The organism is Vreelandella azerica (assembly GCF_013112225.1).
Classification (GTDB): Bacteria; Pseudomonadota; Gammaproteobacteria; order Pseudomonadales; family Halomonadaceae; genus Vreelandella; species Vreelandella azerica.
In genome coordinates this window covers 1-22,330 of the sequence record NZ_JABFHI010000003.1, presented here as the reverse complement: position 1 = coordinate 22,330, position 22,330 = coordinate 1, and the positions used below count along the sequence as shown (strand labels likewise).

The following is a 22,330-nucleotide window of genomic DNA, read 5'->3' as shown; positions in this document are numbered from 1 at the left end:
ATCACTGCCACCAGACCCCTTGGGTGTTATAGGGTCAAGCCTCACGGGCCATTAGTACACGTTAGCTCAACGCCTTGCAGCGCTTCCACATCGTGCCTATCAACCAGCTGGTCTCGCTGGGCCCTTCAGGAGGCTCTAGGCCTCAGGGATGTCTCATCTTGAAGGGGGCTTCCCGCTTAGATGCTTTCAGCGGTTATCCCGTCCGCACTTAGCTACCCGGCAATGCCACTGGCGTGACAACCGGAACACCAGAGGTGCGTCCACTCCGGTCCTCTCGTACTAGGAGCAGCCCTTCTCAAACATCCTACGCCCACGGCAGATAGGGACCGAACTGTCTCACGACGTTCTAAACCCAGCTCGCGTACCACTTTAAATGGCGAACAGCCATACCCTTGGGACCGACTTCAGCCCCAGGATGTGATGAGCCGACATCGAGGTGCCAAACACCGCCGTCGATGTGAACTCTTGGGCGGTATCAGCCTGTTATCCCCGGAGTACCTTTTATCCGTTGAGCGATGGCCCTTCCATACAGAACCACCGGATCACTAGAACCTGCTTTCGCACCTGCTCGACGTGTCTGTCTCGCAGTCAAGCACCCTTATGCTCTTGCACTCATTGCACGATGTCCGACCGTGCTGAGGGTACCTTCGTGCTCCTCCGTTACGCTTTGGGAGGAGACCGCCCCAGTCAAACTACCCACCACACACTGTCCTCGATCCGGATAACGGACCTGAGTGAGAACGCCAATGATGCCAGGCTGGTATTTCAAGGGTGGCTCCACTCGAACTGGCGTCCGAGGTTCAAAGCCTCCCAGCTATCCTACACAGGCAACATCAGCGTCCAGTGTGAAGCTATAGTAAAGGTTCACGGGGTCTTTCCGTCTAGCCGCGGGTACACCGCATCTTCACGGCGATTTCAATTTCACTGAGTCTCGGGTGGAGACAGCGTGGCCATCATTACGCCATTCGTGCAGGTCGGAACTTACCCGACAAGGAATTTCGCTACCTTAGGACCGTTATAGTTACGGCCGCCGTTTACCGGGGCTTCGATCAAGAGCTTCTCCGAGGATAACACCATCACTTAACCTTCCGGCACCGGGCAGGCGTCACACCCTATACGTCGTCTTACGACTTGGCAGAGTGCTGTGTTTTTACTAAACAGTTGCAGCCACCTGGTATCTTCGACCGGTTCGGGCTTGGAGAGCAAGTCTCGTCACCCTACGCCGGCGTGCCTTCTCCCGAAGTTACGGCACCATTTTGCCTAGTTCCTTCACCCGAGTTCTCTCAAGCGCCTTGGGATTCTCACCCTGACCACCTGTGTCGGTTTGGGGTACGGTCGCACATGATCTGAAGCTTAGAGGCTTTTCCTGGAAGCGTGGCATCGATGACTTCCTGACCGTGGTCAGTTCGTTTCGCATCTCGGCTTTAAGCGCCCGGATTTACCTGAGCGCTCGGCCTACTTGCTTTCACCAGGACAACCAACGCCTGGCTCACCTAGCCTTCTCCGTCCCCCATCGCAATCATGTCCGGTACGGGAATATTGACCCGTTTCCCATCGACTACGCCTTTCGGCCTCGCCTTAGGGGCCGACTCACTCTGCTCCGATTAGCGTCGAACAGAAACCCTTGGTCTTCCGGCGAGGGCGTTTTTCACGCCCTTTATCGTTACTCATGTCAGCATTCGCACTCGTGATACCTCCAGCGAACTTCTCAATTCACCTTCATTGGCTTACACGACGCTCCTCTACCGCTCACACCTAAGTGTGAACCCGTAGCTTCGGTACCTGATTTAGCCCCGTTACATCTTCCGCGCAGGCCGACTCGACTAGTGAGCTATTACGCTTTCTTTAAAGGATGGCTGCTTCTAAGCCAACCTCCTAGCTGTCTGAGCCTTCCCACATCGTTTCCCACTTAATCAGGATTTCGGGACCTTAGCTGACGGTCTGGGTTGTTTCCCTTTTCACAACGGACGTTAGCACCCGCTGTGTGTCTCCCACGCGTCACTCACCGGTATTCGGAGTTTGCCTCGGGTTGGTAAGTCGGGATGACCCCCTAGCCGAAACAGTGCTCTACCCCCGGTGGTGCTGCATGAGGCGCTACCTAAATAGCTTTCGAGGAGAACCAGCTATCTCCGAGCTTGATTAGCCTTTCACTCCGATCCACAAGTCATCCAAATCTTTTTCAACAGATCCTGGTTCGGGCCTCCAATTGATGTTACTCAATCTTCACCCTGCTCATGGATAGATCGCTCGGTTTCGGGTCTATATCCTGCGACTGGTGCGCCCAGTTAAGACTCGCTTTCGCTACGGCTCCCCTAATCGGTTAACCTCGCCACAGAATATAAGTCGCTGACCCATTATACAAAAGGTACGCCGTCACGGAACAAGTCCGCTCCGACTGCTTGTACGCACACGGTTTCAGGGTCTATTTCACTCCCCTCTCCGGGGTTCTTTTCGCCTTTCCCTCACGGTACTGGTTCACTATCGGTCAGCCAGGAGTATTTAGCCTTGGAGGATGGTCCCCCCGTCTTCAGTCAAGGTTTCTCGTGCCCCGACCTACTCGATTTCACAGGATCAGATTTTCGACTACGGGGCTATCACCCGCTATGGCCGCGCTTCCCAGCGCATTCGTCTAATCAGTCACCTGCTTAAGGGCTGGTCCCCGTTCGCTCGCCGCTACTAGGGGAATCTCGGTTGATTTCTTTTCCTCAGGGTACTTAGATGTTTCAGTTCCCCTGGTTCGCCTCCTGTCACCTATGTATTCAGTGCAGGATACTCATCTTGTGATGAGTGGGTTTCCCCATTCAGAGATGCCCGGGTCACAGGTTGTTTGCCACCTCGCCGAGCCTTATCGCAGGCTTCCACGTCTTTCATCGCCTCTGGCTGCCTAGGCATCCACCGTGTGCGCTTCATTGCTTGACCCTATAACCCGAAGGAGTCTGGGGTTCGCAATGATAACGATTGCCGGATACGCTTGAGACGTATCACACAACAATTTACTACGTACAAACCTCTCAGAGTGTTGTTAGTCACACAGAATGTGATTAACCACCCTCTTAAGAAGGTTTTTATCAGCTTGATATATTATTAAAGAGCGACTGCTATAAGCAGTGATAAACGCATGCTTTTTCACATTAAAAATAAAAAAAGAGCTTTCTCTTTTTTCAACGTAAAGGAGACGCTTATCACTGCATATCAACAGCTATCTGATCAGGTAATTCATTGTGAGCGCTTACCGCGAGGGATGATGCATCGTTTAAGGAGGTGATCCAGCCGCAGGTTCCCCTACGGCTACCTTGTTACGACTTCACCCCAGTCATGAACCACACCGTGGTGATCGCCCTCTTGCGTTAGGCTAACCACTTCTGGTGCAGTCCACTCCCATGGTGTGACGGGCGGTGTGTACAAGGCCCGGGAACGTATTCACCGTGACATTCTGATTCACGATTACTAGCGATTCCGACTTCACGGAGTCGAGTTGCAGACTCCGATCCGGACTGAGACCGGCTTTAAGGGATTCGCTGACTCTCGCGAGTTCGCAGCCCTTTGTACCGGCCATTGTAGCACGTGTGTAGCCCTACTCGTAAGGGCCATGATGACTTGACGTCGTCCCCACCTTCCTCCGGTTTGTCACCGGCAGTCTCCTTAGAGTTCCCACCATTACGTGCTGGCAAATAAGGACAAGGGTTGCGCTCGTTACGGGACTTAACCCAACATTTCACAACACGAGCTGACGACAGCCATGCAGCACCTGTCTCTGCGTTCCCGAAGGCACCCAGTGATCTCTCACCGATTCGCAGGATGTCAAGAGTAGGTAAGGTTCTTCGCGTTGCATCGAATTAAACCACATGCTCCACCGCTTGTGCGGGCCCCCGTCAATTCATTTGAGTTTTAACCTTGCGGCCGTACTCCCCAGGCGGTCGACTTATCGCGTTAACTTCGCCACAAAGTGCGCTAGGCACCCAACGGCTGGTCGACATCGTTTACGGCGTGGACTACCAGGGTATCTAATCCTGTTTGCTACCCACGCTTTCGCACCTCAGTGTCAGTGTCAGTCCAGAAGGCCGCCTTCGCCACTGGTATTCCTCCCGATCTCTACGCATTTCACCGCTACACCGGGAATTCTACCTTCCTCTCCTGCACTCTAGCCTGACAGTTCCGGATGCCGTTCCCAGGTTGAGCCCGGGGCTTTCACAACCGGCTTATCAAGCCACCTACGCGCGCTTTACGCCCAGTAATTCCGATTAACGCTTGCACCCTCCGTATTACCGCGGCTGCTGGCACGGAGTTAGCCGGTGCTTCTTCTGCGAGTGATGTCTTTCCTGGCGGGTATTAACCGCCAGGCGTTCTTCCTCGCTGAAAGTGCTTTACAACCCGAGGGCCTTCTTCACCACACGCGGCATGGCTGGATCAGGCTTGCGCCCATTGTCCAATATTCCCCACTGCTGCCTCCCGTAGGAGTTCGGGCCGTGTCTCAGTCCCGATGTGGCTGATCATCCTCTCAGACCAGCTACGGATCGTCGCCTTGGTGAGCCATTACCTCACCAACCAGCTAATCCGGCATAGGCTCATCCGATAGCGGGAGCCAAAGCCCCCTTTCTCCCGTAGGACGTATGCGGTATTAGCCTGAGTTTCCCCAGGTTATCCCCCACTATCGGGTAAATTCCTATGCGTTACTCACCCGTCCGCCGCTCGTCAGCATCTAGCAAGCTAGATCTGTTACCGCTCGACTTGCATGTGTTAGGCCTGCCGCCAGCGTTCAATCTGAGCCATGATCAAACTCTTCAGTTTAAAATCATTGTGATGCTTACCTGTCACCCGAAAGTAACAAAAGCGCATCAAACTTGGCTCAAGGTTCAAACGAATTCATTCAATACACAATCAAAAGCCGAAGCTTAAGACTGTCTTGCTGAGTCGCTTGCCTTGATATTTGGTGATTTATCACCCTCATCGGCAAGCGCCCACATGAATTACCTGATCAGATTTTTAAAGAGCTGTTCGCGAGGCGGTGTAGTTGCCGTTGTCTTTCAACAATGTTGTCATTCGATGACCTGAATGACTTGCCTCAGCGAGGAAGGCGTATTCTACGCATTCCTATGTGTTTGTCAACCGCTGATTCGATACCGTGTTTCGATCGATTTCAGCGAGGAAGTTAGATGCGGCAACTTCTCGCCGGCGTTTTCTCTAACCCTCTGACAAACCGAAGGTTTTCACCTCCGAACTTACGAATAAGTACCGCTAGTAACGCTGTGCGTCCCCGGCAGCGGATGCGTACTTTACGGATTTGATACCGAGGATGCAAGGACTATTTGAACAATAGTGAAAAAACGTCAGCTGTCAGGTGACATCTTGCGCATAACCGCCAGCACAGGGCCAGAACCAACGTAAGCACCAAACAGCAGCAGCAGCATGACAGACGGCTCAACGGAAATCATCACAAAACCCAGCACTATTGCCAACAACACCACAAAAGGCACCGGTTTTTTAAAATCCAGGTCTTTGAAGCTATAGTAGCGAATATTACTCACCATCAACACGCCAGCTGCAGCGACCACAAACAACATTAACAGCTTAAAACCAAACGCATCAGCATCAAAGCTATGAAACGTCCACACGCTGGCAGCCACTAAAGCAGCTGCCGAGGGGCTTGGCAGGCCAATGAACCACTTCTTGTCAACACTACCGATCTGGACATTAAAGCGCGCCAGACGGAGAGCGGCACACGCCACGTAAAGAAATGCCACGACCCAACCTGTCTTGCCAATATCCTGAAGAATCCAGGTAAACGCTACCAAAGCGGGCGCCACCCCAAACGACAGCATATCGGAAAGACTATCGTATTCGGCCCCGAAGGCGCTTTGCGTGTTGGTCATACGCGCAACACGCCCATCCAGCCCATCAAGCACCATCGCAATGAAAATGGCGACTGCCGCAGAGGTAAAGTCTCCATTGATGCCCGCAATAACCGCGAAGAAACCCGAAAATAGCGCCGAGGTAGTAAACAGATTAGGCAATAAATAGATACCTTTACGGCGGACTTTCTTGCCATCCTGCTCAGACTCTTCGATAACCTCCGTTTCTCGTAAAAACGTTGCGGCAAGATCCTCATTTTTACTACGTTTGCCCACCGCCTCATCGGGCGGCGTTGCCTTTTCCTGAGATTGATCATGAGCATCCTGAGTCATAAAAGCATCCGTTTGGAGAATTCACTAATAGGTATATAGCTCATTCTACACGGTGACACCCTTTCAACCACGTTCTCAACCCGCCAACTACAAACGCAAAGAGGTGCGACAATGCGCACCCCTTTGCTATTACTCATGCACCGGCATGATGACCGCTTAGTTTTTGGACTTATCGACCAGCTGGTTAGCGGCAATCCACGGCATCATGCCGCGAAGCTTCGCACCGACCTGCTCAATGTCATGCTCTGCATTCAAGCGACGGCGCGCCGTCATGGAAGGATAGTTGCTGTTACCTTCATTGATGAACATTTTCGCATATTCACCCGTCTGAATACGCTTCAGTGCATTGCGCATGGCGGCACGAGACTCATCATTAATAATCTCAGGTCCCGTCACATATTCGCCATATTCCGCATTATTGGAAATGGAGTAGTTCATGTTGGCGATGCCGCCTTCATACATCAGGTCAACAATCAGCTTAAGCTCGTGCAGGCACTCGAAATAAGCCATCTCTGGTGCATAGCCAGCTTCTGTCAGTGTCTCAAAGCCTGCTTTCACCAGCTCAACGGCGCCACCACACAGAACCGCCTGCTCACCGAACAGGTCTGTTTCGGTTTCGTCCTTGAAGGTGGTTTCAATGATACCGCTGCGGCCACCGCCAACGCCTGCCGCGTAAGAAAGGGCAAGCTCCTTGGCATTACCAGAGGCATCCTGATGAATGGCGATAAGATCAGGAATACCGCCGCCTTTAACGAACTCTGAACGCACGGTATGACCCGGCGCTTTCGGCGCAATCATGATGACATCCAGATCTTTACGTGGCTCAATCTGGTTGTAATGAATATTGAAACCATGGGCGAAAGCCAGCGTTGCACCTTCTTTCAGGTTGGGCTCAATTTCCTGCTCATAAATGGCTTTCTGGTTTTCATCTGGTGCCAGGATCATCACTACGTCAGCGGTTTTGCACGCTTCCGGTACGCTTGCCACTTTCAGGCCAGCGGCTTCTGCTTTTGATGCAGAAGAAGAACCTGTACGCAGGGCAACCGTGACATCGACGCCCGACTCTTTCAGGTTGTTAGCGTGGGCGTGACCTTGTGAACCATAACCGACAATGGTGATTTTCTTAGCCTGGATAAGGGACAGGTCACAATCTTTATCGTAATAAACGTGCATGAGGACTCCAGATATTGAGTTAATCAAAAATTGTGTATTCCAGCATTGATGACCACCTGCGCCGTCTTACGCGGCACTAGGTATTGCGATGTGTTCACTTTACGCCAGCCCACCTGTTGCGTAAAACGCTATATTTGCAACACACTATTTCTTAAAATGAAACACACCATCAGGTGCCCAATGGATTTTCGCTTGTTAAAACATATGGTGACGTTGGCGGAGACGCTTCACTTTGGCCGCGCCAGTGAACTGTGCCACGTTAGCCCATCAACACTGAGCCGTTCTATTCAGCAAATAGAAACAGAACTGGGAACCACCTTGTTTGAACGAGACAACCGCCACGTCACACTGACCCCCAAGGTCTAGCCTTTCAGCACTACGCCAAGGAAACGCTGGAACAGTGGGAAACCCAGAAACGCACTTTGGCCGCCACAATGGAGGAACTCAGCGGCGATATCAGCATTTACTGCTCCGTGACGGCCAGCTATAGCTTTTTATACGAATTATTGAGTGATGTGCGCACCCGCCACCCCGGCATTGAGCTAAAACTGCATACCGGCGACCCCGCCGAGGCAATGTCACGGGTATTAGAAGGGATTGATGACATGGCCATTACACCGCGCCCGCGAATTCCGCCGAGCGCGCTAGCGTTTAAATCGCTCACCCGCTCACCGCTGCTATTCATTGCCCCTACACAGACACATGAATGGCTACCACTCCGGCCAGAAAGCTCAACGGCAGCTCAATGGGAACAGGTTCCCATGATTCTTTCGGAAGCAGGACTTTCCCGGGAATATGCCAACACTTGGTTCAAGGCCATCGGTGTTGCGCCACGCATCTATGCACAGGTCTCTGGCCATGAAGCCATTGTCAGCATGGTCGGCCTGGGGTTTGGTATCGGGGTAGTACCCAAAATAGTATTGGATAACAGCCCACTGGCAGATAGGGTGCGTATTTTGAACGTCAAACCCGAACTCCCACACTATGATGTGGGGCTGTGCGTGCTGAATCGTCGCCTGAACAACCCCATCGTCGATGCTTTATGGGCCACCGTTGCAGAATACCGTCCATAACAACAGAAATGCCGATTTGCAAAAGGCAAAATCGGCATTCGGAGGGCGTTTAAAAAGAAAATAGTCGCTGTTAACGCTTGTTCATCCCATGCTTGGGGAGAACACTGTTATCTGGACGAACTGCCTTCGAGCCTTTGGGCCGGACATACAAGACCAGTGCATGATCCACCAGTTCGTAGCCATGCTCTTCAGCGATTTCCTGCTGCCGTCGCTCTATGATTTCATCAACAAATTCAATGATTTCACCACTATCAAGGCACACCATATGGTCATGATGGTCTTCCTGGGTGAGTTCAAAAACAGCGTGCCCACCATCAAAGTTATGGCGGATGACAAGCCCTGCTGACTCAAACTGCGTGAGCACTCGGTAAACAGTTGCCAGCCCAACATCTTCACCCGCATCAATAAGTGTCTTGTACACTTCTTCAGCGCTCAAGTGATGCTGACCCGTAGCATTTTCAAGGATTTGCAGAATCTTTACGCGTGGCAAGGTCACTTTCAACCCTGCTTTACGCAGTTCATGGTTTTGATCGGCCATGGTTGCTCTTCGCAGTTACAGGTTAGGTCGGTTATCATCGACCAAAACCACGATAGTGAAGAACAGGATCAAATGCAAAAATTAACTCGAATTATCGCACTCTCCGCCGCTGCTGCCCTGATGGGTGGCTGTGTTTATAAACGCGACATCCCACAGGGCAACCTGGTCAACCAGACGATGGTCAGCCAGTTACAGACAGGTATGTCACAACAGCAGGTTGTCTCGATAATGGGGCGCCCATTACTCGAAGCCCCCTTCGATGCCCGCGAATGGGACTATGTTTTCCAACTGGATAAGGCTTATGGTGATATCGAAACGCGCCGAGCCACCCTGACCTTTGACCGTCAGGGACGTCTTGCCGACATCCAAACGGAAGGCAAATTAGACAGCACACTTCCTCTGGAAGGCGATACAGAGCTTGGCCCAGCCAGTGAAGGTTCGGACGCTTTTCAGGCACAACCGTTGAATCTTGGCGTAGATACGCCGGAGCAATAACAGTGCTGTGAAAGCAACACTAAAAACAGCAACAACAGCCTTCACTGTTGCTGCTGTCTCTGCGCCCGAGCCAAGCGTGCGGCCTTTGGATCAATTTCCAGCGGACGATACACTTCCACTCGCTCACCGTCAGACAGGTGATGCTGTGCAGGTGCTTTCAAGGCTTTTCCAAAGATACCAAGCGATGCCCGCTCGAAGACCCCTCGCTCCACTTCAGGGAAAAGTGATGACAGATCCGCCAGCTGCACAGCATCAACGGCAGTTGTTCCTAGAGGAACCTCAAGCGCCACAATGCGCTGTTTGAGTGGCAAAGCAAATGCCACTTCAACATGTATCAGGCTGGGCGTTTCATCGGCCATACAATTGATCTGCCCGCTTGGTGAATGAATCTACCAGTTGTCCGGCAATTTGCTGGAATAGCTTCCCGAACGCCATACCCAACAGACGACTGGAAAACTCAAACTCCATTTCCAGGCTGACCTTGCAGGCATCTGCTCCCATCGGAATGAACGACCAGCGCCCCCTGAGATGCTTGAAAGGTCCTTTAACAAGTGACATTTCAATCCGCTCAGGCGTAAAAAGGTCATTTCGCGTTGTTATGGTTTGCTCAATACCAGCACGACCCAACGTCATTTCACCAATCAGGTGCTTATCATCACTCTCCACCAAGCGAGCGTGACGACATCCGGGCAAAAACTCCGGATAACGTTCAAAATCGTTGACCAGATCAAACATTTTCTGAGGTGTGTGCCGCACTAAAGCGGAACGATTCACGGTTGGCATTGACCTCTCCGCTGACTTCACAGTGCCCAAGGCGTATCATAGGCAATAATCGTAGTACATAAATGGTATCACGCCTCTCTGCCAAGCGAAGAGGCAACTAACAGATCAATGACGAGGTTTCATGGCCACAAAGAAAGGGAAAACGCAAAAAGGCCCCGGTAGCAGCGTCATCGCCCAGAACAAGAAGGCACGTTTTGAATATCATATCGACGAAACCTTCGAGGCGGGACTGGCACTGGCTGGATGGGAAGTCAAAAGCATGCGCGCTGGCAAGGCACAGCTAACCGACACCTATATTCTTGTGCGCAACGGAGAGGCGTGGCTGCTAGGTAGCCATATCACGCCTCTCAATACCGCCAGCACGCACGAATTGGCCGACCCGACGCGAACACGTAAACTACTGCTACACCGCAAGGAAATTGCCAAGATTTTTTCAAAAACCCAGGATAAAGGCCACACCTGCGTGCCTTTGAAGCTGTACTGGAAACGCAACCTGGTAAAATGCGAACTGGCTCTGGTGACCGGCAAAAAACTGCATGACAAACGTGCTACCGAGAAAGATCGCGACTGGAATCGCCAGAAAGGACGTATCATGCGTGAACACAATAAAGCATAGCTAGCCAGTGTGTGCTTTGTTTGTTAGGATAATTGGCTAAGTAAGGGGGCGACATGGTCTCGACGCTGATGACAAACCCTGCGGTGCATGCCGAGAGCGTGATGTATCTCGTAAATCCAACATCACGAATAATAGTCGCAAACGACGAAAACTACGCTCAGGGCGCGCTGGCAGCTTAAACACTGCTAGCTTCTTGTCCGGCTCCAAGGTGATGTGCCTATTCATCACTGAGGAGATACGAGCTAAAAATGATAGGACCGCGGTTGGTGGTGTCTTCTCGCCAATCGTTAAACTTCAGAAGACTCGCGTTGCTGGATCCTGATCGTCGGAGCCAGTCGCGTTAAAGCAAAAGACGAAATCTAAGCATGTAGAGCCAATGGGCGAGTGTCGGCGGACGCGGGTTCAATTCCCGCCGCCTCCACCAAACAAGGGTTTCAGGAGTTCTTAAAACATCCCAAAAACCCGGCAATCAAGCGCCTTCGGGCGCTTTTTTGTTGTCTATCGTTTTCACACGTTCCGTTGACATCTCACCCCTTACGGGGGCATAAATGGGGGCATGGCGTCGAAACCATAATTTAATGCCCCCAATGTTTTTACTACTGCTTCGAGCTGCCGTATAGCCTAGCCTTATCGCAACTCAACAACTGGGGCACATTTTTCCACTGCAGCATAGGTGCCCCCAATGAGCCGGCAAACTAACAAGCTAACCGCTACTAACGTCAAAGCAGCCAAACCCAAAGAAAAGCCTTACAAGCTTTCAGATGGCGGCGGACTGTATCTCGAAATTTCCCCAAATGGCAGCAGATACTGGCGCCTCAAGTACCGATTCAATGGCCGTGAAAAACGATTGGCAATTGGGGTCTACCCAGAAACAACATTATCGGCAGCTCGACAGTCTCGAGATGAAGCGAAGCGCCAGCTTGCCGAAGGTGTTGACCCGAGCCAAGCAAAACGCCTCAATCGACTGCATAATGAAGAAATTGGCGCTAATACCTTTTTATATGTCGCCACCGAATGGCTAGAAAGGGTACATCAGCATGAGGTTGTTACTTCTCACTATCAGCGCAATAAACGTCGACTGGAAAGAGATGCATACCCTAATTTTGGCAAAAGGCCCATTACTGAAATAAAGGCACCCGAATTACTGGCAGCACTCAGAAAGATCGAAGATCGTGGTCATATCGAAACTGCCCATCGCGTCAAAACGCTCTGTGGCCAGGTATTTCGTTATGCAATTTCGACTGGCCGCGCTGATCGTGACCCTATTCCAGACTTAAAGGGAGCATTACGTTCCCCGAAGAAAAATCATTACGCAGCCATTACCAACCCTGAAGAGCTTCCTCCCCTCTTGCGTGCCATCGATGGTTATAGCGGTATGCCGGTCACCACTGCTGCTCTCAAATTGGCGCCATTGGTATTCGTACGCCCAGGCGAATTACGCCAGGCACGCTGGAAAGACTTCGACCTAGATAAAGCAGAATGGTCTTTTCAACCCAGCAAAAATGCGGACCCACTAATCGTACCTCTACCAACTCAAGCAACTGAAATATTACGCGAGCTATACGGTTTGACAGGACGGAGTGAGTTTGTTTTTCCAGGAGCACGCAGTAGCAAGCGCCCCATGAGTAACGCCACCATCAAAGCAGCTCTGGATCGAATGGGCTTCAAAGGAGAAATGACGGCTCATGGATTTCGCGCAACAGCACGTACAATTCTTGCAGAGCGGCTAAATTATCCTGCTGATTACATAGAACAGCAGTTGTCACACGCAGTGAAGGATAGCAATGGTCGCGCTTACAACAGAACTCAGTATCTGGATCAACGACGTGAAATGCTACAACGATGGGCTGACTATCTAGATGATATGCGCAACGATGTGAACTCTGAGACTGACTGAAGGTTTATCAGATAACTCTGATACTTGAGTACCGCGAAGGATTTATGGCAGAGACCCGTGACGGCGCAAACAAAGCCTTTGACAGCACGTTGAAGCGGTTCCAGGACAAGTACCCGAAGGCCATGGAAAATCTGGAGAAGGATCGGGACGAGCTGTTGGCCTTCTACGATTTCCCGGCCATTCACTGGATTCACTTGCGAACCACCAATCCGATTGAATCCACCTTCGCCACCGTACGATTAAGAACCAAGCAGAGCCGATCATGCGGCTCTCGCGACACCACCCTATCGATGGTGTTCAAATTGCTCCAATCCGCCCAAAAACGCTGGAAGCGGATCAAGGGCTTCGATCAACTGAAGCTGGTCGTGGACAACGTCCAGTTTCGGGATGGAGAACGGGTGGATGATCAAACTGGCAGAGACGCCGCCTGATGGTCATACACAAGATTTGACAATAACTCCCTGCCGACGCGCAATGTCCAGACCGGCATTAGCGACATCGAGGTCAAGGTGCCTCGGGTGCGAGATCGTAGCGGTGAAGGTATCAACTTCAGCAGTGTGTTACTGCCGCCTTATCTAAAGCGGGCTCGCAGCGTTGAGGAGTTGATCCCCTGGCTCTATCTCAAAGAGGGCTTAACTGGCGACTACCAAGAAGCGTTGTCAGCCGTGCTGGGTGACAAGGCCAAGGGCTTGTCGGCCAACACGGTCTCGCGTTTGAAAGCCCAGTGGCTCGATGAACACCAAGCCTGGTGTCGGCAGACCGCCGCAACGTGTACTGGTGGGCCGATGGCGTCTATAGCAATGTACGCCTGGATGATCGCCTATGCCTGCTGGTGATCATCGGTGTCACCGAGCATGGACGCAAGGAGCTTGGTGCCGTCGAGAATGGCCACCGTGAGTCGGACGCCAGTTGGACTGAGCTGCTGATGGGGTTGCTAAAGCGTGGCTTGACCGACGCACCAAAGTTGGCGATTGGTGACGGTGCGCTGGGCTTCTGCAAGGCGGTGAGCAAGTTTACCCAGCGACAGGGCACCAACGCTGCTGGGTTCACAAAACCGTCAATATACTGAACAAATTACCCAAATCAGTGCAGTCCAAGATTAAGGTCGACCTGCATGAGATCTGGATGGCCGAGACACGGGAAGCAGCCTATCTGGCCTTCGACCATATGCTCAAATGCTCTGGCGCCAAGTACCCCCAGGCAATGGATTGTCTGGCCAAGGACCGGGACGAGCTGCTGACATTTTATGATTTTCCGGCAGAGCACTGGATGCATATCCGCACCACCAACCCGATCTAATCAGATTTCGCCACTGTTCGCTTGAGGAAAAAACGCATTCGAAGCTGCGGCTCTAGGGGAACGACTCTGGCGATGGTCTTCAAACTGCTCCAGAGCGTCGCGAAACGTTGGAAGCGTATCAAGGGGTTCAAAAAGCTGGAACTGGTCGTTAACAACGTCGAGTTCCAAGACGGAGAGCAGGTAACCGATCAGTCAGACAGAGGCGCTACTTGAACGCTATACACAAACCTTGACGATAACTCCCTGATGTAAGAACGTAAGCGAAACTACGAGGGCATGGTGGCCTTGGCTTGCAGCTTTTTATGGCTACCGATGTGAAAGTGATCCCAGCACCGTTACGTTGGTTTATTTGAGGACGCACAAGCGCTGCCTGGTCGTGCTGTTTAGGTAACGGGATCTGGCCATCACCCAGCTCTTCCCAGTCATCGTTATTCTGTCTGGATGAAGCATCCACCAGCGCCTGCTGTTTAGGTCGCTGGCATGCTCATCCATGGTCGTCGCGACATGAGAAAAATGCTGAACCATTGAAGCGTTTTCCTGAGTAACCGTATCCAACTCGGCAACCGCCTTATTGATCTGACTGATACCTGCACTTTGCTCCCGGCTGCTGGCCGTTATTTCAGCAACAACATCACTGACTTGAGTAATACTCTCAAGCAGCTTCTTGATGGTGACGCTCGTCTCATGTACCAAAGCACTCCCCGCTTGTGTGCCTTTGACAGAGGTATCAATCAGTTCACGGATTTCATTGGCCGCCTCACTGGATCGGCTGGCCAGTTTACGGACTTCCTCAGCAACGACGGCAAAGCCTCGACCATGTTCACCTGCGCGGGCGGCTTCTACCGAAGCGTTCAAGGCCAAAATATTGGTCTGAAAAGCAATGCCATCAATCATGGTAATAATTTCACTGATCTTGTTTGAAGAGGTATTCAAATCCTCCATGGTGTTTTCGACTTCCTGCATGGAACGTCGACCTTCCTTAGGCAATCTTGGCGGCTTCCTGAGCCAACTGGTTCGCCTGCTCAGATGATTCAGTGGAATGTTTGACGGTTGAGGAAATTTCTTCCACGGAAGACGACGTCTGCTGCAGGTTAGCTGCCGCCTGTTCAGTGCTTGAAGCCAGCTTTTCACTATCACGCGCAACATCACTGGCCTCCTGATTGACCGAATGGGCACTGGTGCGCACAGAGACCAGGGTTTCCTGCATGCGATTAGCGAAGGCATTAAAGGCAGCGGCCAATTGACCAACTTCATCCTTGGCCGATGCATCAAGCCGTCGTGTCAGGTCTCCATCCCCATTGGCAATGTCATGCATGGCAAGATTAGCCTGTTGGATGGGGCGTGAAATATTGCGGCCAAGCAGTAATGCCAGGGCAGCGCCGATTAGCAGGACAAAAAGCGAAATCACCGCTGTAACCGTCATTGCCGAGCGTTCAGCTGCAATATAAGCACTACGATCCATGCTGATCTCAACAACGCCCAGAGGGTCGCCCGCGTAATCCGTCATGGCTTTACCCATGACCGATACTGTTGTACCGCTCAGTGTCGCCTGTTCAAGGCGTGTCGTGCCGCTCAACACGTCGTCAAGCGTCTCTGTGTCCAGCAATGGGCCCTGGCCATGCGTAGTGCCAAATGCAGCGTAGCGACGATTGTCCTCCTTGAGATAGACGGCGACATCGACCCCGTAAGTCTCTTTGAAACGCTCAAAGGTGCTGTCGTCAAAGTTCATGCCGAATTCGACTGACCCGGTATGCTCTCCATCCTGCGTCATTGGGGTGAGCCCGCGAATACCGATGCCAAAGAGACCGCTATCCAGACCGAAGACGTCTTGCTGTGACCGATTTGTCTGGACAATGGTGGGGCGTGCATCTGTCAGGTCATCACCAAAGCGTTCAGGGCGATGTAGGCGAAGAAACGATGTGGCGGGCGGTGTATGAAACTGGAACTGATTGACCCCATAACTGGCAAGGCGGTCATAGCCAGGCAGGAAAAGCGATTCCAACGTTCCCCGATCACGCTCGGCAAACGCCTCCTGCACTAATGGAATGCTGGAAACCAAAGCACTCATTGTCAGCGCAGTCCGGCTCTCGGCAGCAAGCATTGCCGTGAAGTTACCATGGAACGCATCCAGTTCACGTTCTTCAGCCGTATCGATGATGTTATCAATACGTATCATCAAAATGCTGGCAATGGTAATGATCGTTATGAGCAGGATGCCCATGATCCCAACAGTTAAACGTGTGCCAATAGTAAAATCATTAATGCGCATTTAATGCCCTCCGAGACCAAGCCGGTAATCGTTATAAAAAATTTGATTCTATAGTTATATCGAGACCTGGAAGGATACCGCAAGAAACATTAAGAAATAATTGGGCGAGGTGATATGGCGCATATCTCAAGCATTGCCGGGTTGGCGTCGGTAAACATGGAATTGGCCAATGGTTGCCCCCCTTCAAACGTATGTTTGGCGCGGGCGAAAGCCAAGGCCTGCTTGAGTGTTCTACCATGAATTCTTGCCAGCTCGGTCTGGCAGTTGTGGCAATACCTATTACTCCGATTAGCCACTAAGGAGCAACCCCAATGCCCTTGACACCGTACAAAATCATACTAAGAGACAATGCTGGCAATGTGCAGCAGCATACCGCTCGCGCCGTTAATCAAGACGCGGCTATGTCTGTTGCGCAGTCAAAAGCGGCCGAGCTTAACAGGAGGACAAGTACATTTTGGCAAGTGGTCAGATGCATTCAACCTGAGTGATTGGGGTATACTCAAGCAGGCTATTGCCTTTAGAACAGCCTGTTCGATCTAGTCTTCGTTCAAAGATCCGGTTTGTTTATCTCTTGCATGAGGCGCCTTAGCTTTTGCTTGAAGCGGTGATTCTGCCATGGCCAGTGGCCCTCCACTTCAACATGCAACGTAAAACCCAGAAATGCCCTGATCAGCACAACAGCTGCCAAGGTAGCTACCTGTTCGCCAGTGTTAACCACAATGACAGTCTTGATCAGATCGCCAGCAATCAGAAAATCCAAACCTACCAGAATGGAACGGCCAATGCCGTGGCGGTAAGCCAGGTAAGCGTGCTTACTATCGTAAAAATCAGGTTGACGTACAAAGCGCCAGGTTGCAATCAGGAAACCTGAGACCATGACCGTCACCCCAACGGCTTCCACCGTCAGCGCGATGTACTCTATTAACTCTAGAAACAAAGACATGAATAACGCCCTCGAAGACACTTCCAAGCATGAATTACCCTATTTTTTGTATGCGGCTCGTGAACACATCTTTTACTGATCCGCGCTTTCCTTGAAGGTAGGTGTTCATCCGTTTTTTGTTGGATACTATCATGACTGAATCAAGCGTGTTGAAGCGCCTTGTTTTATTGAAGAGTCGCTAATGTGCTGATCCATGCTATACGGCCATTCATCTGATGCCGATGTGTGATATTACTTTTTATGAGAAAAACTAATTAATGAGGCGTTCTGAGGTGACGAGGACACAACCTTTTTGTATATAAAGCACCGCCATCGGCTATTCTTATGGTCGTTGCTGTATGCCTTCCTCGTATTTTGCACCTTGGTGAAGGGGGCACTCGCCAACGACCAGCTCCGTGTATCGGATGCCTTACCTGTAAAAGGTGTTGTGGGCTTTGCCCAGGACACTCTGGCGAATGACTGGCGCCTCATGCAAGTCAAGGAAGTTGAGCGCGCACTGGCCACCTATCCCGAGGTAGATTTCATCGTCACCGACGGTAAGGGCAGCGTAGCGCTTCAGGCCCAGCAAATCCGTGCGTTAGCCGAACAGGTGGATGTACTGATCATCAGTCCACGCACAGAAGCCTTACTCAGTAACATTATCAGCGACATTCATGCTGACGGAACGCCAGTTATTCTGCTGGATCGTGGTATTAAGGGAGACGGCTACACCAGTTTTGTACATGGTCAAAATGAAGCCATCGGGCGCCAGGCCGGTGAGTTTATTGCTCAGGCCCTAAAAGGTAAGGGAAGCGTGCTCATGTTGGAAGGCGTGCTAGGCGCCAGTGCCACCACGCAGCGTACCGCCGGTTTCATGGCGGTGATGACGCAGTATCCCGATATTCTGGTGATCACTCGTACAGCTAACTACCTGCGGGCCGACAGCATCCACGTCATCCGCGACCTACTGGAACAGGGCATTGTGTTTGATGCTCTCTTTGCCCAAAGCGACAGTATGGCGGAAGGGGCTCGTATGGCGCTTGAACAGGCTGACATCAACCTCGCCGATTTGCCTATTGTGGGGATTGATTATATACAGGCCGCTCAAGACGCTTTATTGAAGGGTCATCAATCACTCAGCCTGACCTATCCAACCGGTGGCAAGGAGGGGCTGAGCTGGCTATTCGCGTATTGCGCGGTGAGAGTGTTCCCAAACGGGTAGAGATTCCTTTTATTCGCGTGACACCCGCCAATGCCGCTGACGTGGAGCCTATTTTCTGATGGTCTTACGCTCGCTTGCCTTCAAGCTCCCAGCCCTGGTCATTATCATGGTGATAACAGCGTTAGTCATCAGCGGTTATCTGATTGACCGCAATCTACTCGCTTATCACCGCAGCGTTGCAGAAAAACGCTGACGACGAGCAGCCAGCAGATTCGTGGGACGCTGGAAAGCATTCGTGACGAGATACACGCAGAAGCTCAGTGGCTAGAACGTCAGGCCGGCGTGATGGCAGCGCTAGAGCTGATACGCGACTTTGAAGATCCGCAAAACTACCAGGCAGTTCTATTTAACCCTGAAAAACAAAGGATTGCCGACGACCTGCAGGCCCTGATCCAGAATGGGCGGGCAAACAGCGCTTACGTCTTCAGCCTTGATAACCAGCTGGTCAGCTATGCCCGTCAAGGGCGTCAGGAGCTGGAACAGGGCATTGTCAGTTTCGATCAAGGCAACGCCAGGCTTCAGCAGCATACTCGCCACAGCGATAATGACGACTTACTCTCATTGGCCGCTATTCAAGACGGTTGGCAAACTGCTCAGCAGCAAAACAGCGATTATCACCTGATTCATGGGGCTCCTTACTACCTTCATGTTCATCCGCTCACCCAGCAGAACCAACCGTTGGGCACCCTGGTGCTGGCCTATGCATTAAGTGAATCGGTATTCCACCAAGATCTATCAGGCGGTATTAAGGCGCACCTGATCAATGACGCTAATGCGCTGAACCTGCATAGTGACCAACCGCAACAACGGCTTGAAACGACGTCCTTACTGCATAACGACAGCGGTTTCTGGCAATACCAAGGGTTTGCCCATCCGTCTGCCTTTCCCGGGGTGCTTCTCTACTACCCCTCCAGTCAATACCGAGAGGAGCAACGCATCACCCGAGAAGGGCTGTTGGTTGCCATGCTGGTAACGACCTTGCTGTTAATCCCCTTATCATTATGGCGTATTCGACGGCTGGTCCTGAACCCTCTGGACAGGCTGATGGTGGGTATCAATACACTGGGCGACGGTAGGCAACAACCCATTCGCTATCGCTTCTCCCTGCGTGAGCTTGACCAGCTGGCCAAGACCCTGAATAGGATGGCCGACCAACTGCAGCATCGCGAACAGCGCCTGAAGGCATATGCACAGGACATGGAACGCCTGACGCAAGTGATGGCCCACCATTTTCAGGAACCGTCCCGACGCCTCATCGTCTTTTCCAGTCAGCTTCAACAGGCCGACCTCAACGACCCAGAGGACCGCCAGGCCGTTGACTTTATCAACGTACAAGCCACCCGGCTAAGCGCGCTGGTAGAGGGTGCCAGACGCTACCTTGAATTGACCCAATCATCACCCGCATTAACGGCCGTTGATCTCAATGATCTCGTGCACACCGTGCTGACAATGACCCCACTGGCAGAGCGTCTTGATCATCTTCAGGCGCATGTCATAGTTAACGAATTACCCACTGTCGTGGGCGACCCTCAACGGCTGCATGAGTTGTTTGCCATTCTATTTGATAACGCCTGCTGCTATCGTAAGATAGAAATGTTTCTTTATGTTACGTTATGGTCAAAGGAAGGGGCCGATCACTGGCAGGTATTTGTCCAGGATAATGGGCGCGGCATTGCCCCGGCGCATCATGATCAGGCCTTTTCCTTGTTCACACGGCTGGTCACTGATAGCGAACAGCCAGGCATTGGCTTGGGACTTCCCATGGCTCGTCAGATCATGCGGCAAATGGGTGGCGAATTGAGCATTGAGCATAGCAGCCCGGAAGGCACCACGTTCAAGCTTTCGTTCATCAAGAGGGTGACAAACGATGCAGGCGACGCGTCAACAGGCAATGCACCGAATTCTGCTGGTAGAAGATGATCAGGCGGATGCCTATCTTACTCAGCGGGTGTTCAAGGACATTAACCGGAACCTGCATCAACACATTGCCCTTGAGCACAGCGAAACCGGTGAAGCAGCTCTGACCCTGTTGGAGGCGCATCAAAAAGATAACGCCCCGTTGCCTGACCTGATCCTGCTTGACCTTAATATGCCCCGTATGGATGGGTTCACGTTTCTGGAACACATCAAGGCCGATCCGCGACTACGTCTGATTCCTGTTGTTGTGCTTACCACCTCCAGTGCGCAGAGCGACATTCGCCAATCCTATGCCCAGGGTGCTGCTGGCTATGTGGTGAAATCGACCAGCATGGATGAATTCACTCACCATATGCAGCGCCTGGCGATCTATTGGTTCGAGCTGGTCCAACGGGCAGCCCCTTGAGTTTCAGGACATCATTATGCAAGTACTTGATATCATTTTGATTGAAGATGAAGACGGCGATGCCGGCTTGATCCGCTATAGCCTCAAATTTAGCGGTGGCGAGCACAAGATAACTTGGCTAAAAAGCCTGACGGCATTGGACCGGCATCTTGCGACGCTTGATGCCGCCGCAGATGTCATTCTGCTGGACCTGAACCTGCCAGACTCCACCGGGCTTGACACCGTCTACCGCTGCAAGGCCATGGCGCACGGCACACCGATCGTGGTGCTGACCGGTCATGATGATATGGACTTTTCCATTAGAGCGCTGGAAGCCGGTGCCCAGGACTACCTGGTCAAGAACCAGCTGAAGGCTGAAAACCTGCTGCGCGCCATACGCTATGCCATGGAGCGTCACCAGCTGGAACAGCGGCTGCAGCAGTCAGAAGAGTTGATGATGGCCGCCATAGAAGGCGGCAACCTGGGCATTTGGGAGTGGGACCTAAAAACAGATGCCTGTTACACCAGCAAACGCCTGCGGAAAAACGTCGGTTTCAAAGCTGATGACGACACCGTACCGCAAACATTAACAGAGTGGATGACTCGCACGCACCCTGATGATACTGACGCTATTTATGAAGCACTCAAGCGCCATGTAAAGGGCGAAGAGAAGCGCTATCAACACGAGTTCCGACTCAAACACAAACTGGGACACTGGGTTTGGGTATTTGAATCTGGTCATGTGGTCAGCCGTGATGCAGAGGGCAACCCAGAGCGCGTGGTGGGCATCCAACAAGACATTTCCTCACGTAAAGACATGGAAGAACAACTGCGCGACCTGGCCATGCATGATCCCTTGACCGGCTTACTTAACCGACGCAGTTTCATGAATGCCATGGATCGTGAGTATGGCCGGGTCAAACGCCGGGAAGACTATCCAGCGAGCATCCTGATGCTGGATATCGACCATTTCAAGAAAGTCAACGATACTCATGGGCATGCGATGGGTGATGAGGTGCTTAACGCCTTTGCCACCACGATTGCCGATGAGCTACGCGAAAATGATGTCTTCGGCCGTTTAGGCGGCGAAGAGTTTGCTATTCTGCTGCCGGATACACCGCTTGAAGGGGCGCTTAAGGTGGCCGAAAAGGTGCGCGCCGGTGTTGAGACCATGCAAGTCAATCTCAACGGCCACCTCCTCGGTATTACCGCCAGCGTCGGGGTCGATACGTTGCGCGCTGATGATCACCACCCGGATGGCGCGCTGGCCCGTGCCGATGCCGCGCTCTATACAGCCAAACAGACCGGTCGTAACCGAGTGTGCCAGCAGATACCCTGTGGCACACTCGATGCGCCTGCCTGATAGAGAACCCGCCGAGACGTTTATGTCCCACTCACATTATGCCGCCCGCTTATTTCCGCTCGCGCTGTTTATCTTGCTAATGCTGCCTCCCCTGGCTCAGGCCACACCCACCTCCACCACTTTGGGCGTGTTTGCTTACCGCGATGCGGCCACAGTCGAGACCCGCTTTGCCCCTGTGGTTGACGCCATGCAGTGG

16 protein-coding genes, 2 rRNA genes, 1 other RNA gene and 3 pseudogenes are annotated in these 22,330 nt (G+C 52.1%); 12 read left to right on the top strand and 10 right to left on the bottom strand.

The window, feature by feature from the left end; translation table 11 throughout:
• Nucleotides 1-30 precede the first annotated feature (30 nt).
• From HLB35_RS08025 to ilvC, 4 genes are all read right to left on the bottom strand, one after another.
• A 23S ribosomal RNA gene (locus HLB35_RS08025) occupies nucleotides 31-2,919 on the bottom strand.
• A 335-nt stretch (nucleotides 2,920-3,254) separates the two neighbouring features.
• Nucleotides 3,255-4,788 (bottom strand): 16S ribosomal RNA (locus HLB35_RS08020).
• Together the 16S and 23S rRNA genes form the textbook arrangement of a ribosomal RNA operon.
• Nucleotides 4,789-5,327: 539 nt before the next feature.
• Nucleotides 5,328-6,182 carry a CDP-diacylglycerol--serine O-phosphatidyltransferase gene (pssA, locus tag HLB35_RS08015; RefSeq protein ID WP_171702203.1) on the bottom strand — a complete coding sequence of 285 codons (855 nt, stop codon included), beginning with the start codon at nucleotides 6,180-6,182 and terminating at the stop codon, nucleotides 5,328-5,330.
• 156 nt (nucleotides 6,183-6,338) lie between these two features.
• Nucleotides 6,339-7,355 (bottom strand): ketol-acid reductoisomerase, encoded by a 1,017-nt coding sequence (gene ilvC / locus HLB35_RS08010; protein WP_171702202.1) that lies wholly within the window; start codon nucleotides 7,353-7,355, stop codon nucleotides 6,339-6,341.
• Nucleotides 7,356-7,535: 180 nt separating this feature from the next.
• Between ilvC and ilvY the strand changes: the two are divergent.
• A pseudogene (gene ilvY, locus HLB35_RS08005) lies at nucleotides 7,536-8,428 on the top strand (HTH-type transcriptional activator IlvY).
• Nucleotides 8,429-8,498: 70 nt separating this feature from the next.
• Here the strand turns inward: ilvY and fur are convergent.
• Complete coding sequence (gene fur, locus HLB35_RS08000; RefSeq protein ID WP_171702201.1) at nucleotides 8,499-8,966, bottom strand: ferric iron uptake transcriptional regulator; 468 nt, start codon at nucleotides 8,964-8,966, stop codon at nucleotides 8,499-8,501.
• A gap of 72 nt (nucleotides 8,967-9,038) precedes the next feature.
• On the opposite strand from fur, the gene HLB35_RS07995 reads away from it, so the two are divergent.
• Entirely contained in the window at nucleotides 9,039-9,461 is a 423-nt protein-coding gene (locus HLB35_RS07995) for an outer membrane protein assembly factor BamE (RefSeq protein ID WP_171702200.1), read from the top strand.
• A 41-nt stretch (nucleotides 9,462-9,502) separates the two neighbouring features.
• On the opposite strand, the gene HLB35_RS07990 is transcribed toward HLB35_RS07995, so the two are convergent.
• Together HLB35_RS07990 and HLB35_RS07985 are read right to left on the bottom strand one after the other, a co-directional pair.
• Nucleotides 9,503-9,820: an RnfH family protein gene (locus HLB35_RS07990; protein WP_171702199.1), complete on the bottom strand. Its 318-nt coding sequence runs from the start codon at nucleotides 9,818-9,820 to the stop codon at nucleotides 9,503-9,505.
• Nucleotides 9,810-10,244, bottom strand: coding sequence for a type II toxin-antitoxin system RatA family toxin (locus HLB35_RS07985; protein WP_171702198.1), 435 nt, complete (start codon nucleotides 10,242-10,244; stop codon nucleotides 9,810-9,812). Before HLB35_RS07985 ends, HLB35_RS07990 begins: the two co-directional genes overlap by 11 nt.
• Before the next feature lie 121 nt (nucleotides 10,245-10,365).
• On the opposite strand from HLB35_RS07985, the gene smpB reads away from it, so the two are divergent.
• The 5 genes and pseudogenes from smpB to HLB35_RS07960 form a co-directional block, all read left to right on the top strand.
• Nucleotides 10,366-10,860, top strand: coding sequence for an SsrA-binding protein SmpB (smpB, locus tag HLB35_RS07980; protein ID WP_171702197.1), 495 nt, complete (start codon nucleotides 10,366-10,368; stop codon nucleotides 10,858-10,860).
• 44 nt (nucleotides 10,861-10,904) lie between these two features.
• Nucleotides 10,905-11,284, top strand: a transfer-messenger RNA (tmRNA) gene (gene ssrA, locus HLB35_RS07975).
• A gap of 258 nt (nucleotides 11,285-11,542) precedes the next feature.
• Nucleotides 11,543-12,757 carry a tyrosine-type recombinase/integrase gene (locus HLB35_RS07970; protein ID WP_171702196.1) on the top strand — a complete coding sequence of 405 codons (1,215 nt, stop codon included), beginning with the start codon at nucleotides 11,543-11,545 and terminating at the stop codon, nucleotides 12,755-12,757.
• A 35-nt stretch (nucleotides 12,758-12,792) separates the two neighbouring features.
• Nucleotides 12,793-13,188, top strand: a pseudogene (locus tag HLB35_RS07965) (transposase); the annotation flags it as partial.
• Nucleotides 13,189-13,209: 21 nt separating this feature from the next.
• A pseudogene (locus tag HLB35_RS07960) lies at nucleotides 13,210-14,269 on the top strand (IS256 family transposase); the annotation flags it as partial.
• A gap of 132 nt (nucleotides 14,270-14,401) precedes the next feature.
• Here the strand turns inward: HLB35_RS07960 and HLB35_RS17160 are convergent.
• From HLB35_RS17160 to HLB35_RS07950, 3 genes are all read right to left on the bottom strand, one after another.
• Entirely contained in the window at nucleotides 14,402-15,019 is a 618-nt protein-coding gene (locus tag HLB35_RS17160) for a methyl-accepting chemotaxis protein (RefSeq protein ID WP_235937079.1), read from the bottom strand.
• A gap of 16 nt (nucleotides 15,020-15,035) precedes the next feature.
• Nucleotides 15,036-16,325 (bottom strand): methyl-accepting chemotaxis protein, encoded by a 1,290-nt coding sequence (locus HLB35_RS17155; protein WP_235937078.1) that lies wholly within the window; start codon nucleotides 16,323-16,325, stop codon nucleotides 15,036-15,038.
• 547 nt (nucleotides 16,326-16,872) lie between these two features.
• Complete coding sequence (locus HLB35_RS07950; protein WP_171702195.1) at nucleotides 16,873-17,268, bottom strand: DUF1622 domain-containing protein; 396 nt, start codon at nucleotides 17,266-17,268, stop codon at nucleotides 16,873-16,875.
• A gap of 292 nt (nucleotides 17,269-17,560) precedes the next feature.
• Here HLB35_RS07950 and HLB35_RS07945 point away from each other — a divergent pair, with 292 nt between their 5' ends.
• From HLB35_RS07945 to HLB35_RS07930, 5 genes are all read left to right on the top strand, one after another.
• On the top strand, nucleotides 17,561-18,469 hold the full coding sequence (locus tag HLB35_RS07945; protein ID WP_171702194.1) for a substrate-binding domain-containing protein: 909 nt from the start codon (nucleotides 17,561-17,563) through the stop codon (nucleotides 18,467-18,469).
• Between the two features lie 58 nt (nucleotides 18,470-18,527).
• Complete coding sequence (locus tag HLB35_RS17855) at nucleotides 18,528-18,662, top strand: hypothetical protein (RefSeq protein WP_268895897.1); 135 nt, start codon at nucleotides 18,528-18,530, stop codon at nucleotides 18,660-18,662.
• A 92-nt stretch (nucleotides 18,663-18,754) separates the two neighbouring features.
• The gene (locus tag HLB35_RS07940; RefSeq protein ID WP_171702193.1) at nucleotides 18,755-20,389 is read left to right on the top strand and encodes a sensor histidine kinase; all 1,635 of its coding nucleotides are present in this window, start codon (nucleotides 18,755-18,757) and stop codon (nucleotides 20,387-20,389) included.
• The gene (locus HLB35_RS07935) at nucleotides 20,337-20,792 is read left to right on the top strand and encodes a response regulator (protein ID WP_235937077.1); all 456 of its coding nucleotides are present in this window, start codon (nucleotides 20,337-20,339) and stop codon (nucleotides 20,790-20,792) included. Before HLB35_RS07940 ends, HLB35_RS07935 begins: the two co-directional genes overlap by 53 nt.
• 16 nt (nucleotides 20,793-20,808) lie before the next feature.
• Entirely contained in the window at nucleotides 20,809-22,134 is a 1,326-nt protein-coding gene (locus HLB35_RS07930) for a GGDEF domain-containing response regulator (protein WP_171702192.1), read from the top strand.
• Nucleotides 22,135-22,330 lie beyond the last annotated feature (196 nt).